The following is a 15,124-nucleotide window of genomic DNA, read 5'->3' as shown; positions in this document are numbered from 1 at the left end:
GTTGATGCTCATGTTCAAACAGTTAGCCCTGGCGCTGGCGTTAGTCGCCGGTTCCGCCCACGCCGATAATGCCTTGCACACCGACTTGCCCTTGGCCTACCTGGAGCAGACGCAGAGTGATGCGCGCAACCAGCCACTGGTGATCTTTCTGCACGGGTTTGGCAGTAACGAGGAAGACTTGTTTGGTATCAAGGACGCGTTGCCGTCGACCTGGACCTATTTGTCGGCCCGCGCGCCGATGCCGGTGGACCCCAGCGGTTATCGCTGGTTTGCCAGGAAATCCGGTGAAGGCGACTACGACGGCGAGACCGCGGATTTGCAACGCAGCGCCAAGCTGATTGAGGATTTTGTCAGCAAGGCCACGGCCAAATACCACACCCAAAGTGATCGGGTGTTCCTGGTGGGGTTCAGCCAGGGCGCGATCATGGCGTATGAAGTGGGCTTGCGAAAGCCTGCCATGGTGCGCGGGATTGCGGCGTTGAGTGGCAGCGTGTTGCCGGTGCTCAAGGCTGAGCTCAAGCCTGATGAGTCATTGAATAAGCTGGCGATTTTTATCGGCCATGGCACCCTGGACCAGGCACTGCCGTATGCGTCGGCCACCCGCGCCAATGAGGTGTTGCTGGGCCTGGGGTTGAAGCCTGAGTTTCATGGGTATGTGGGCATGCCGCATACCGTGAGCGAGGCTGAGATACAGGACCTCAAGGCTTGGCTGGAAAATAGCCTGAAGTAAACACGCGGTTAAACAATGTGCGAGCTGGCTTGCCTGCGATAGCGGTGTATCAGTCACCCAATAGGTCGACTGGTAAATAGCTATCGCAGGCAAGCCAGCTCCCACAGTTGATGTGTGTTGTTTGTTAAACCAGGTTACTTGCCGCCGGTAATCTGCTTCACCAACTCGGCATGCCCCTTCACATCGTCGGCCCGCGAAATCGCCTGGATCACCAGCAGATGGTTGCCCGAACCGCCGAGGAACGTGGAGTTCAACGTCTTGCCACCGCCCTGGGTCGCCGTGCTGTCCACCTGGCGCAGGCCCAGGCCTTTGAACGTCAGCTTCTTCTCGTTTTGCTTCTTGAAGTCGGGCAGGGCAGCGCTCTGGTCCTTGACGAAGTCCGCCACGGCGCCATCGAGGAACTGCGGGTCATTGTCCTTGATGCTTGCCCCGTCGTTACGCACGGTTTCGGCGACGATCACTACACTTTTCGTGGTCGCGTTAGCGTACAGCGTGCCTTGGGTGTCGGCGGTGCCATCCTCGACCTTGCCGGTTGGCAGCGTGTCAGCGACGAACGCCTTGGGCAGGTTGAAGGTGAATTTGCCGCCCAAGGTCGAGATGGTCTGGGTGGCAGGGGACTTGCTGGCGGCGAACACGCTACCGGCGGTAAGCGCAAGGGCCAGCAGGACGGCGGTCTTGGTGAAAGTGGCCATGAAGCGCTCCAAGGATGAACGAAATTGCGGCGTATTCTGTCAGAAATTTCGCAATGTCGTTCATCCGTAAGCTCACACCTTGTCGGACTCCTCCTCAAGCCGGTCCATCTCAAACAGCCGCGCCAGTTCCGTGCGTGCTTCCTGGGCCGATTGCAATACTTTGGCCGCGTCGTCATACACCGCATGCTGAGCGGCGAGTAACTGATGGTCATGGTTTTTGAATCGATCGATGCGCGCGTCAGCCTGGGCCTGGCTCAAGCCCAGGCCGACCAAGGTGCGCCGGCTCATTTCCAGGCTGGAGTAGAAGGTCTCGCGTACCGGCGAGGCGTCCAGGTCGACCAGGCGGTGAACGTGCTGGCGGTTGCGCGCGCGGGCGATGATTTTCATGTGTGGGTAGAGGCTGCGCACCAGGGCGGCGGTCTTGATGTTGATCTCCGGGTCATCCATGGCGATCACGAAAAACTCGGCCTGGTCGACCTTGGCCGCATGCAGGATTTCCGGGCGCTGCGGGTCGCCGTAGAACACCGGCATGCCACCGAAGCTGCGGGTCAGCTCGATGGTTTCCACCGAGGTGTCGAGGGCAATAAACGAAATGTTCTGCGCGCGCAGAATCCGCGCGACGATCTGGCCCATACGGCCCATGCCGGCGATCACCACGCGGGGCGCATCGCTTTCGATGGTGCGGTATTCCTCCGGCACTTCCACCGACTTGGCCTTGGGCTTGAACAGCTTGGGGCACACCAACAGCAGCAGCGGCGTCACGGCCATGGACAGGGTGATGGTCAGCACCAGCACGTCGTAAAGGTGCGGCTCGAACAGGCCCTGGTCGCGACCGATCTTGAACACCACGAAGGCGAACTCACCGCCTGCGGCCAGTACTACACCGAGGCGCAAAGCGCTTTCGCGGTTGAGGTCACCCACCCACCGGCCCACGGCGTACAGCAGCGGCAGTTTCAGGCCGATCAGCAGCAGGGTCAGGCCGATCACCATCAGCGGCGTGCTGAGCAGCAGGCTGAGGTTGGCGCCCATGCCCACGCTGATAAAAAACAGGCCCAGCAGCAGGCCCTTGAACGGCTCGATCTGGGATTCCAGTTCGTGGCGGTACTCCGAATCGGCCAGCAACAGCCCGGCGAGGAAGGCACCGAGGGCCATGGACACGCCCACCAACTCCATCAACCAGGCGGTGCCGATCACCACCAGCAGCGCAGTGGCGGTGGACACTTCGCGCAGGCCGGTCTTGGCGACGATGCGAAACACCGGGCGCAGCAGGTAACGCCCGCCGATGATCACCACGGCGATGCTGCCCAGAATCTGCAGCACGTGTTGCACGCCCTGGGCTTCGGTCGTCGGGTGATCACTGCCGGCCAGCAGCGGCACCATGGCGATCAGCGGGATCGCCGCGATGTCCTGGAACAGCAGGATGGCAAAGGCCAGGCGCCCGTGGGGCTGGTTGAGCTCCTTGCGTTCGGCCAGGCTTTGCAGGCCAAACGCCGTGGAGGACAGCGCCAGGCCCAGGCCCAGCACGATTGCGCTGTTCCAGGGTTGGCCAAACAGCCACAACGCCACCACGGCCATCACCACGGCGGTGAGCACCACCTGAGCCAGGCCGACGCCGAACACCGCCTTGCGCATCACCCATAAACGTTTGGGCGACAGCTCCAGGCCAATGATAAACAGCAGCAACACCACGCCCAATTCAGAAAACTGCGCCACGCTCTGCGGGTTGCCTATCAGGCCCAGAACCGACGGGCCGATGATCACGCCGGCAAACAAATAGCCCAGCACGGCGCCCAGTTGCAGGCGCTTGGCCAAAGGCACGGTCAACACAGCGGCGAGCAGGAACACCACGGCTGCTTGTAACAGGTTGCCTTCATGGGGCATTGAGATCTCCCAGATCTTTTAAGCGAATCTACAGGGCGCTATTAGAGCGTTTTTTACATTTAGAAACTTGTATTTATGTCGCGACAGTCAATGGGATGCTGGCTGTAATCCCGTTCTTACGGGGCGCTTACGAAAGTATTAATACCATTTAATTCAATGACTTTTCTGTAGGTCTACTACCGTTTCGACAAATTGGATCAGTTGTCACCACGGTCAGGTATCTCGAATTCGATGCGTGTGGGTCAATAAAGTTGAGCTTCTACGCACTCATGGATGAAAGGCTTGAACCACAAGGAGTTGAGCGTGGATAGAAGACTTGCTACTGCCGTTGCACCTCGTATTTCTGCGCTTTCTCTCGCGATTCGCCTCGGCGTAGCGGGGTTGGTGATGGGGCTTGCAAGCCCCGCAGCGATGGCGGCCTGCTCGCCCGCAAGCCCCACGGCGGGTGCCACGGTGACGTGCACGGGGGTGCCCTCGTTACCGCTGTTTCTGAACACCTTTTCGAGTGCGGTGAATAACCTGACGGTCAACGTCAACCCGGGCGCGCAGCTCAATGCGACGTTGGGCGGCATTGCGTTGAACCTGACCGGTAACAACACCACATTGAACAACTCCGGCACCATCGACCCGGCGCTGCTCGGGCTTGTATCCCTGCTCAGCGGTGGTGTGGTGATGGGGAACACCGCGGCCAGTACGGTGAATTTCACCAACACGGCCACCGGGATCATCCGCGGTACCGGCGCATTGCTGGGGCTCAACCTGACTTCATTGGCGGGCGCGGCGCTGAACGTCACCAATGGCGTCGGTGGCACCACCACCCTCACCAACGCCGGCACCCTCGGCTCCAACCCCTTGCTCGGGCTTTCGTTGTTTGCCTCTGACACGCCAGTGGTCGCCGTGCAAGGTGGCGGCCAGGTCAATATGACCAACAGTGGCGCGCTCACCGGACGGGTTGCGTTCGAGGCGTCCACGTTGGGTAACACCTTCGTCAACAGCGGGATCATCTCCGGCGGCGTGTCGATGGGGGCAAGCAGCACCAACACCTTTACGGCGGTGACCGGGTCGAGCGTGTCCTCGGGCGGCGGTATCGGCCTGAGCCTCGGCGGCCTGGTGGGCGTGAACCTGACGTTTGCCCCCACCGGGCAGGTGGATGGCGGCGCAAACGGCAGTAATACCTTGATCCTGAAAAACCCCGGCGGCGTTGGCAGCAGCGGCACCGGCACGGCGTCCAGCGCCACCTACATCAATTTCAACAACCTGACCATCAACGGCGGCACCTGGACGCTGCAGGGGCCGTTGGTCAGCGGCAGCACCACGCTCAATGGCGGCATTTCGCAGTTCGATAACAGTGCGACGTTCGGTACTGGGGCAATCACCGCCAATGGCGGGATTATCGAAGCAACGGCCAATAACCTGACGCTGGCTAACTTGCTCACGCTGGGCACCGGCGGGTTGACCGTCCAGGGCGCCAATACCGGGCTGACCCTGGGCGGCGTGCTCTCGGGCACCGGCGGCTTGACCAAGGCGGGCACCGGTCAACTGATCCTCAATGCCGCCAACACCTACACCGGCGCCACCACGCTGTCCGGCGGTTCGGTGCAGTTGGGCAATGACCTGGCGCTGAGCAGCGGCGCTGTCACCGTCACGGCCGCATCGACGTTGCAGGCGCCTGGCACAGTCAGCCTTGCCAACACGTTCACCCTTAACGACAACCTGACGACCGACGTAGCCGGTACGCTGAGCCTGAACGGCGCCATTAGCGGCAACGGTGGGCTTACCCAGAGCGGCGCCGGCAGCCTGACGCTCAATGGCGCCAATACTTACACCGGCCCCACTGCGCTGAACACGGGGACGCTGGTGGTCGGCTCCGACACGGCAATCGGCACCGGCGCATTGAACGCAGCGGCCGGCACCACCTTGCAAAGTGGTGCAGCGGTGAGCCTGGGCAATAACATCAATCTGGGCGGCAATCTGACCATCGCCGGTGTGAATGCACTGACCCTGGGCGGCACGGTGGCAGGCCTCGGTGGCCTGATCAAGAACGGCGCGGGCGACCTGGTGCTCAACCACGCGAACACCTACCTGGGCACCACGGCGTTGAACACCGGCAAGCTGGTGGTGGGGGCGAGCGGCGCGTTGGGCGCCGGGACCTTGAATGCGGCAGGCGGGACTTCGCTGGATGCCAACACGGCCGCCACGTTGACCAACGCGGTCAACCTGGCCGGCAACCTGGGCATCGGCGGCACCGCCGACCTGACGCTGGCCGGTACGCTCAATGGCGCTGGCAGCCTGACTAAAAACGGCGCCGCCAATCTAGTGCTCAACGGCCCCAACAACTTCCTGGGCGGCACCACGCTCAATGCTGGCACCCTGACGGCCGGCTCCAACTCAGCCCTGGGTCTGGGTAACTTGACCGTTGGCGGCGCGTCGACGTTGGACAGCAACGGGGCATTCAGCCTGGGCAACAACGTTGTGCTCAACGCCGGGCTGACCGTAGGCGGTACCAATAACCTGACCCTGGCGGGTGTACTCAGCGGGGCAGGGCCGCTGACCAAAAGTGGCCTGGCCAACCTGACCCTCAACGGCATCAACACCTTCAGTGGCGGCACCAGCCTCAATGCCGGGACCTTGACCCTGGGCAACGCCAATGGCCTGGGCAGCGGTGCCTTGGCCGTCGGCGGCGCGGCGACCCTGGACAACAGCGCGTCCTTTGGTATCGGCAATGCGATTGCGCTGAACGCCGACCTCACCGTCGCCGGCAACAACGACCTGAGCCTGAACGGCGTGGTCAGCGGCGCCGGCAACCTGATCAAAAATGGCTTGTCCGACCTGACCCTGGCCGGCAACAACACCTTCACCGGCGCCGTGGACGTGGTCTCCGGCAGCTTGACGCTGGTCAATGCCAATGCCCTGGGCAGCACTTCCGGGGTGAACGTGAGTGCGGGCGCCGGGGTCAACCTGGCCGCCGACGTCAGCCTGGCCGGCTTGAGCGGCAGCGGTAGCGTGCAACTCAGTGGCGCCAACACCTTGACCGTTGGCGGGGTCAACACCACCAGTACGTTTGATGGTGATGTAAGTGGTACTGGCGGGCTGATCAAGGTCGGCACCGGCACCCTCAACCTTACCGGCATCAATGGCGTCACTGGCAACACGGCGATCAATGCAGGCACCTTGAACCTCAGTGGTTCCCTGGCCAGTACTCAGGTCAACGTCAACAACGGCGGTACGCTGACCGGTACCGGCTCGCTGCTGGGCGCGTTGAATGTCAACAACGGCGGCCATCTGGCGTTGAGCAGCGGCAATACCTTGTCGGCCGGTGCGCTGAACATGGTCGCGGGTGGCAACCTGGATGTTGCCCTCGGTGCGCCATCCCTGACTTCCTTGCTCAATGTCGGCGGTAACGTGGCGCTCGCCGGTAACCTGAACGTCACCGATGCCGGTGGTTTTGGCGCGGGCACTTATCGCCTGATCAACTACACCGGCGGCCTGACCGGTGGCCTGACGGTAGCCGGTGTTCCCGTGGGTTATGGCCTCGGCGATCTGCTGGTACAAACCTCGGTCGGCAACCAGGTCAACCTGGTGGTGGCGGCGCCCAATATCCGCTTCTGGGACGGCAGCCAAGCTGTCGCCAACGGCGTGGTGGATGGCGGCACTGGCACCTGGTCCGCCGGCGGCACTAACTGGACGTCCGCCGATGGCCTGACCAACTCACCTTGGGCCAGTGGCTTTGCGGTGTTCACCGGGGCTGCCGGTACGGTCACCGTGCAAGGACCGCAAGCCTTTACCGGCCTGCAGTTTGTCAGCGACGGCTACAACCTGGTCAGCGGTGCAGGCGGGCAATTGACGGCCATCAATGGCGGCAGTGGCAATGTCTCGATGCGTGTAGATCCGGGCGCAACCGCGACCGTCGGAGTCAATATCGATGGCGCCGGCACCCTGAACAAACTCGACACCGGCACCCTGGTGCTCAACGGCGCCAACACTTATACCGGTGGCACCTTGCTCAATGGCGGCACGCTTATCGTCGGCAGCAACACCGCACTGGGCGGCGGCCTGTTGACCACAGCGGCCGGGACGACACTGGACAGCAATGCGGCCATCACCCTGGGCAACACACTGCTCTTGAACGGCGACACCACTGTCGCGGGCAGCAACGCGCTGACCCTTGATGGCGGGATCAGCGGCGTTGGCGGCCTGATCAAAAACGGCGCGGCCACTTTGACCCTGGGTGCGAGTAACACTTTCCTCGGGCCGGTAGCCCTGAATACAGGCGGGCTGATCCTGGCTGCTAACAATGCCTTGGGCACTGGCGTGTTGAATGCGGCTGGCGGCACGACACTGGATGCCAGCACGGCGGTCACTGCCAATAACGCGATCAACCTGGCAGGTAACCTGGGTATCGGCGGCACGGCTGATCTGACCTTGGCCGGTGCAATCAATGGTGCCGGCAGCCTGAGCAAAAATGGCGCAGCCAACCTGATCCTCAATGGCGCCAATACCTACCTGGGCGGCATGACGCTGAACGCGGGCACCCTGACTCTGGGCAACAACCTCGCGCTGGGCCTGGGCAACCTGACGGTCGGTGGCGCATCGACGCTGGATAACAGCGGCGCGCTGAGCATCGGCAATAGCGCTGTACTGAACGCTGGCTTGACGGTGGCTGGCAACAATGACCTGACCCTGGGCGGCCTGCTCACCGGCACCGGTGCGCTGGTCAAGAATGGCGCGGCCAACCTGACCCTCAATGGCCTCAATGCCTACAGCGGCGGCACGACGCTCAATGCGGGTACCTTGACCCTTGGCACTGCGACAGCCCTCGGGACGGGTGCCTTGACGGTGGGCGGTGCGGCCAACCTTAACAATGGCACGCCACTGGTGCTGGCCAATGCGGTCAACGTCAACGCCAACCTGACGGTGGGCAGCCTGAATAACAACCTGACGCTGGCGGGTGGGGTGGGGGGTAGCGCCAATCTGATCAAAACCGGCACTGGCGACCTGGCCCTGACTGGCAACAACACCTTCTCCGGCCTGTTCGACGTGCAATCGGGCAGCCTTAGCACGCTCGGTAACGACGCGCTGGGCGCAGGCGCCGGGGTCAACCTGGGCAGCGGTACACAATTGAACCTGGGTGGCTCGGCCAGCCTGGGTGAACTCACCGGCAACGGCGTGGCCGTTGTCGGCACCGGCAGCACCTTGAGTGTCGGCGGCAATAACCTCGACAGCACGTTCGGCGGCGTACTCGCCGGGTTGGGCGGTCTCAACAAAATCGGCAGCGGTGCCTTGACCCTCGGCGGCCTCAGCGTGTTGACCGGTGACACCCAGGTCAACGCCGGCAGCCTGCTGGTCAACGGCGCGCTGGCCAGTACCAATGTGAACGTGGCAAATGGCGCCACCCTCGGCGGCACCGGCACCCTGGTGGGCGCAGTCATCATTGCCGATGGCGGCCACCTGGCGGTCAACTCGGGCAATACCCTGACGGTCGGTTCCTTGGTACTCAATACCAGCTCCAATCTCGATGCCGGGCTCGGCGCCCCGTCTACCGGCGGCACGGCGCTGATTCATGTGGGCGGTAACCTGACCCTGGACGGCACGCTGAATGTCAGCGATATCGGTGGCTTCGGCCCCGGCATCTACCGGTTGATCGACTACACCGGCGGCCTGACCAATAACGGCCTGCAACTGGGCAGCCTGCCGGTGAATATCCCGGCCACCGACCTGGACCTGCAAACAGCGATCGGCAACCAGATCAACCTGCTGGTCAACGGCAATACCACCGTGCAGTTCTGGGATGGGAGCCAGACTACCGGTAACGGCACCATTGAAGGCGGCAGCGGGACCTGGACAACCGCCGCCACCCACTGGACAGGCGTTAACGGTTCGTTCAACACCGCCTGGGCGCCAAACAGCTTTGCGGTCTTCCAGGGCACGGCAGGTACCGTCACCGTGGACGGCACCCAAGCGATTACCGGCCTGCAATTCGTCACCGACGGCTACAACGTGGTCGGCGGCACGGCGGGGGCCTTGACCTTGTTCAATGGCACCGGCGGCAACACCGCCGTGCGCGTTGACCCGAATGCCACCGCCACCCTGGGCGTCGCCCTCAATGGCGGCGGCACCCTGGCCAAGCTGGATGCGGGGACCCTGGTGCTCAATGGCGCCAACACCTACACCGGCGGCACCGCGCTCAATGGCGGTACGTTGGTGGTCGGCAATAACAGTGCGTTGGGCAGCGGTGTATTGACCACCGCCAATGGCACCAGCGTGGACAGCAATGCCGCTGTCAGCCTGGCCAATGATGTGAACGTCAACGGCACGCTGACCGTCGGCGGCAGCAACGCGCTGACTTTGGCCGGCACCGTGGCCGGCACCGGCAGCCTGATCAAGAACGGCATCGCCAGCCTGACCTTGAGTGGCAACAACACCTATGCAGGGCCGACTGCACTGAACGTGGGTGGGCTTATCCTGGCTTCCAACACGGCACTGGGCACCGGCGCGTTGAATGCGGCGGCCGGCACCACGCTGGATACCAGCAGTGCAGTCAGCCTGGCCAATGCCGTGAACCTGGCGGGCAACCTGGGCATTCTCGGCAGCGCTGACCTGACCCTCAATGGGCTGGTCAGCGGCGCCGGTGGCCTGACTAAAAGCGGGGCGGGCAACCTGACACTCAACGGCAACAATGCCTACCTCGGTGGTACGCAGTTGAACGCGGGTGGCTTGGTACTGGGCAATGGTTCGGCACTGGGCAGCGGCGGCCTGGCCGTCAATGGCGCAGCGACGCTGGATAGCAGTGCCGCAGTGGCGCTGGCCAATAACACCACGCTCAATGCTGCGCTGACCGTGGTTGGCAGCAACGACCTGGCGCTTGGCGGTGTGGTCGATGGCAGCGCGGCGCTGATCAAGAACGGCAACGCCAACCTGGCCCTCAACGGCGCCAATACCTACAGCGGCGGCACCACGCTTGCGGCCGGTACGCTGACGGTCGGCAATGCCACAGGCTTGGGTACGGGCGCTTTGACCGTCACTGGCGCAAGCACGTTAGATAACAGCGTGCCGCTGGTATTGGCCAACGCCGTCAACCTGAATGCCGACCTCAGTGTGGCCGGTAACAACAACCTGACCCTGGCCGGTGTGCTGGCGGGCAATGCGGCGCTGATCAAAAATGGCGCGGCAGACGTGCTGCTCAGCGGCAATAACACCTTCTCCGGCCCTCTCAATGTACTTGGCGGCAGTGTGACGACCGCAGGTAACGCGGCCTTGGGCAACACCTCCGGCGTCAATGTCGGCGGCGGTGCCAGCCTCAATCTGGGCGGCAACGCCAGCCTCAATACCTTGGCTGGTACCGGCGCGATTCAGGTGGCGGGCGGCAGCACGCTGGCGGTGGGTGGCAGCAACCTCGACAACACCTTCGCAGGCACGCTTAACGGTGCCGGTAACCTGGATAAAAACGGCACTGGCGTGCTCAACCTGAGTGGCGTCAATAGCATCAGCGGCGCGGCCAACGTCAATGACGGCACCTTGAATGTCAGCGGCTCGCTGGCCAGCGGCACGGTGGCGGTCAATACCGGCGCGACGCTGACCGGCCCCGGTTCGCTGGCGGGCGCGGTGACGGTGGCCGATGGCGGGCATATCGGCCTGACCTCCGGCAGCACGCTGTCGGTGGGCTCGTTGGTGCTGGGCAATAACGCCAACCTGGACGTCGGCCTCGGTGTGCCGGTGATGGGCGGTGGCAGCGGGCTGCTGAGTGTCGGCGGCGATCTGACCTTGGGCGGCAAACTCAACGTCACCGATATCGGCGGCTTTGGCAGCGGCGTCTACAACATCATCAACTATGGCGGCGCACTCACCAATAACGGCCTGGCCCTCGGCACCTTGCCGGGCAGTGTGATGCCGGGCGATGTGCAAGTGCAGACGGCCATCAGCAACAAGGTCAACCTGCTGGTCACCGCGCCCAACACCACCGTGCAGTTCTGGGACGGCGCCAACTTGATCGGCAACGGCGCCATCGACGGCGGCAACGGCACCTGGGGCCCTGGCACCACCAACTGGACCAACGTTGATGGCACCTTCAACCAGAACTGGAACAACAGCTTCGCAGTGTTCCAGGGCCCGGCGGGTAACGTGAGCGTGGAGGGCACGCAAAACCTCACCGGCCTGCAGTTCGTCACCGATGGCTACAACCTGGCCTCCGGCACGGCGGGCGTGCTCAACCTGGTGAATGGCGGCACCGGCAACACGGCGATCCGTGTCGACCCGAACGCAACCGCAACCCTGGACGTCACCCTCGGCGGCGCCGGTACCCTGGCCAAACTCGACACGGGCACCTTGGTGCTTAACGGCACCAATACCTACACCGGCGGCACCGCGCTCAATGGCGGTACGCTGGTGGTCGGCAATAACAGCGCACTGGGCAGCGCAGCGCTGACGTCGGCCGACGGCACCACCCTGGACAGCAACGCGGCCGTTACACTCGGCAACGCTGCGGTACTTAACGGCGCACTGGCCATCGGCGGCAGCAATGCGCTGACGCTTAACGGTAGTCTCAGCGGCAATGGCAGCCTGCTGAAAAAAGGCGCGGCAACCCTGACCCTCAACGGCGCCAACACCTACAGCGGCGGCACCGGCCTGAACGCCGGGCAACTGACACTGGGCAATAACGCCGCATTGGGCAGCGGCGCGCTCACCGTCGGCGGCGTTGCGGCGCTGGATGGCAGCACCGACCTGCAACTGGCCAACGCCATCAGCCTGAGTGGTCCGTTGACCCTGGCCGGCAGCAATGCGCTAGCGCTTAACGGCGTGGTCAGCGGCAGCGGCAGCCTGGTGAAAACCGGCAACGGTGCGCTGCTGTTGACCGGCGCCAACACCTACAGCGGCGGCACCACCCTTAACGGCGGCACCACCACCGGCAACACCAACAGCTTGCAAGGCGCGATTGCCAACAACGCGGCCCTGACCTTCGAGCAGGGTACCGATGGCACCTACACCGGTAACCTTACCGGCGCAGGCGTGCTGAATAAAACCGGCACCGGCGCGTTGCTGTTGACCGGCAACAACACCTTCACCGGCAACACCAACGTCAACGCCGGCAGTCTGCTGGTCAATGGCAACTTGAACAGTGCAGCGGTGCAGGTGGCCAGCGGTGCGACCCTTGGTGGCAGCGGCAACCTGGGCGGTGCTGTGACAATGGCTGATGGCTCGACCCTCAAGGCCGGGGCGGCCACGCCACTGTCGGTGGGTTCGCTGGCGTTGTCGTCGGGTACCACCCTGGACTTCGCCCTTGGCGCACCCGGCGCGTCCACCACGGCGGTGAATGTGGCGGGCAACTTGACCCTCGACGGCACCCTTAACGTGACCGATGCCGGTGGCTTTGGCCTCGGCGTTTATCAACTGTTCCGCTACGGCGGCGCCTTGACCGACAACGGCCTGACCCTCGGCTCGCTGCCGGTCGGCGTGGGTAATCTGAGCCTGCAAACGGCGCTGGCCAACCAACTGAACCTGCTGGTGCAAACCACGCCGGGGCAAATCCAGTTCTGGAACGGCGGCACCACCAACCCGGATGGCACCATCACCGGCGGTAGCGGCACCTGGGGCCCAGGCACCAACTGGACCGATCCAACCGGCACCCAGGGCGAGGTGTCGAACAACCAGTTTGCCGTGTTCGGCGGGCAGGGCGGTACTGTCACGGTGGTCGGCAATCAGGGCTTCACTGGCCTGCAATTCCTTGACCCTGGCTACACGTTGACGGCAGGCGCGGGTGGGACCTTGTCGCCAACCGGTACCGCAGTGGTGCGTGTCAATTCGGGCGTCACCACCGAAGTGGCCGCGCCAATCGTGGGTGCCGGGGCGATCAACAAACTTGACGCCGGCACCTTGCTGTTAACCGGCGCCAACACCTACACCGGCGGCACCACCGTCAGTGGCGGTACGCTGGCCGGTAACGCGCTGAGCTTGCAGGGTCGCATCCTCAACAACGCGCGGCTGCTGTTTGTCCAAGCCACGAACGGCACCTTCAATGGCACGTTGACCGGCACCGGTAACATCGCCAAGCAAGGCGCAGGGGCATTGTTGCTCACGGGCAACCAGCCGTTCAGCGGCACCGTGGCCGTGGACGAAGGCGTGCTGCAAGTCGGCAACGCAGCCAACCCAGGCGCGGTGTTCGGTGGGCAGGTGACCGTCGCCAACGGTGCAGGCCTGACCGGCAACGGCAGCGTCGGCGCGTTGGTCAACAACGGCAGCGTCACACCTGATAACGGTAAGCTGACGGTGGCCGGTAACTTCACTAATGGCAATACCGGCGCGTTGAACCTGCTCATCACCCCATCGTCGACCGGCTCCCTGGCCGTCGGGGGTACGGCGAACCTGGGCGGCACGTTGAATGTGGTCAACCTGGCGCCGTACGCCGGCCCGGCCACTTACACGCTGCTCACGGCGGGTGCGGTGAACGGCACCTTCGGCACCACCAACCTGGAGAACCTGGCATTCCTCAATACGGCGTTGAACTACAGCCCGACACAAGTGGCGCTGGCGGTCAGCCGCAACAACGTCAGCTACGCCAGCGTGGCTGCTACCGGTAACCAACGTGGCGTGGCCGCCGCGTTGGACAGCGGTGCTGCGGTGGGCGGTGCAGCGGTGCAAAACGCGCTGCTCAACGCCGATGCCGCCGGGGCGCGTGCCGCCTTCGACAGCTTGTCCGGGGAGATTCACGCCAGCACCGCCAGCGCCATGCTCGAAGATTCGCGTTACGTGCGTGACGCCGTCAACGAGCGCCTGCGCCAGCCCGGCTGCTACCGCGAAGACGACCCACGCAACAGCCTCGCGCCAAGCGAAAACCGCCTGAGCAGCGCCGGTTGCCACGGCGAGATGGTCGGCTGGATGCGCGTGCTGGGCACCTGGGGCCATATGGGCGGCGACAGCAACACCGCCAAACTGGACCGCAACCTCGGCGGCTTCCTGCTGGGCACCGACAAGCAAGTGGATGACGCCTGGCGCGTCGGTGTGGCCGCCGGCTATACCCGCAGCGACCTGGACGCCAAGCGCCGCAGCTCCAGCGCCGACGTCGACAGCTACCACTTGATGGCCTACACCGCGTACCAGCAGGAAGCCTTCGCCGCTCGCCTGGGCGTGGCGTACAGCTGGCACGACATCGAAAGCAAACGTGACGTGGCCGTAGGCGGCGTGGGCCAACGCCTCAAAGCCGACTACAAGGCGCGCAGCGCACAAGTGTTCGGTGAAGTGGGCTACACCATTGAAACCGGCAAGGTGGTGGTAGAACCGTTCGCCGGCCTGGCCTACGTCAACTACGACAGCGACACCCTCAAGGAAAAAGGTGGCTCGGCGGCCCTGCGCGGCGATGCCGATCAGGACGTGACCTTCTCGACCCTGGGCGTACGTATCGGCCAGACCATCACTTTGGGCAACGGCTCGAAAATCACCCCACGGGGCAGCATCGGCTGGCGTCATGCCTTTGGCGACACCCAGCCGGATGCCGACCTGAGCTTTGTCAACGGCGGTGCATCGTTCAGCACCCAAGGTGTGCCGATCGCCAAAGACAGCGCGGTGGTGGAAGCGGGCCTGGACTATCAGATCAGTCAAAACGGCAAGTTGGGCCTGGGCTATTCCGGCCAACTGTCGCGCAACGATAAGGACCATGCGATGACGGTCAGTTTCTCCCTCGGTTTCTGATCAAAGCCGAGTACTTTTAACCGCCCGAAAGGGCGGTTTTTTTTGGGAAATATTTCTTAACGCTATTCGATTTGTTGCGCAGGTGGCGGGGTTGTTGCCCGGCGTCTGGTCAGAAGGATGTACAAACAATTTCGCCAGGAAC

General features: G+C 63.5%; 4 protein-coding genes. 2 read left to right on the top strand and 2 right to left on the bottom strand.

Annotated elements, in window-relative coordinates; all coding sequences use genetic code 11:
* Positions 1–10: 10 nt before the first annotated feature.
* A complete protein-coding gene (locus tag PSH96_RS16245; RefSeq protein ID WP_305453877.1) occupies positions 11–730 on the top strand; it encodes an alpha/beta hydrolase in 720 nt (239 codons plus the stop codon).
* Positions 731–864: 134 nt separating this feature from the next.
* On the opposite strand, the gene PSH96_RS16240 is transcribed toward PSH96_RS16245, so the two are convergent.
* Both PSH96_RS16240 and PSH96_RS16235 read right to left on the bottom strand, forming a co-directional pair.
* Positions 865–1,422, bottom strand: a complete 558-nt coding sequence (locus PSH96_RS16240) for a hypothetical protein (protein ID WP_056859400.1) — start codon at positions 1,420–1,422, stop codon at positions 865–867.
* 72 nt (positions 1,423–1,494) lie between these two features.
* Entirely contained in the window at positions 1,495–3,303 is a 1,809-nt protein-coding gene (locus tag PSH96_RS16235; protein ID WP_305453875.1) for a monovalent cation:proton antiporter-2 (CPA2) family protein, read from the bottom strand.
* A 303-nt stretch (positions 3,304–3,606) separates the two neighbouring features.
* On the opposite strand from PSH96_RS16235, the gene PSH96_RS16230 reads away from it, so the two are divergent.
* The gene (locus tag PSH96_RS16230) at positions 3,607–14,982 is read left to right on the top strand and encodes an autotransporter-associated beta strand repeat-containing protein (protein ID WP_305453874.1); all 11,376 of its coding nucleotides are present in this window, start codon (positions 3,607–3,609) and stop codon (positions 14,980–14,982) included.
* Positions 14,983–15,124 lie beyond the last annotated feature (142 nt).

It is taken from the genome of Pseudomonas sp. FP2338, from assembly GCF_030687515.1.
Classification (GTDB): Bacteria; Pseudomonadota; Gammaproteobacteria; order Pseudomonadales; family Pseudomonadaceae; genus Aquipseudomonas; species Aquipseudomonas salomonii.
The sequence above is the reverse complement of the archived record's forward strand: the minus strand, read 5'-3'. Positions and strand labels throughout refer to the sequence as shown.

What these genes read in the sequence shown, in the direction of transcription:
- PSH96_RS16240 (WP_056859400.1), bottom strand. Translation starts at nt 1,422, where the DNA reads ATGGCCACTTTCACCAAGACCGCCGTCCTGCTGGCCCTTGCGCTTACC.
- PSH96_RS16235 (WP_305453875.1), bottom strand. Translation starts at nt 3,303, where the DNA reads ATGCCCCATGAAGGCAACCTGTTACAAGCAGCCGTGGTGTTCCTGCTC.
- PSH96_RS16245 (WP_305453877.1), top strand. Translation starts at nt 11, where the DNA reads ATGTTCAAACAGTTAGCCCTGGCGCTGGCGTTAGTCGCCGGTTCCGCC.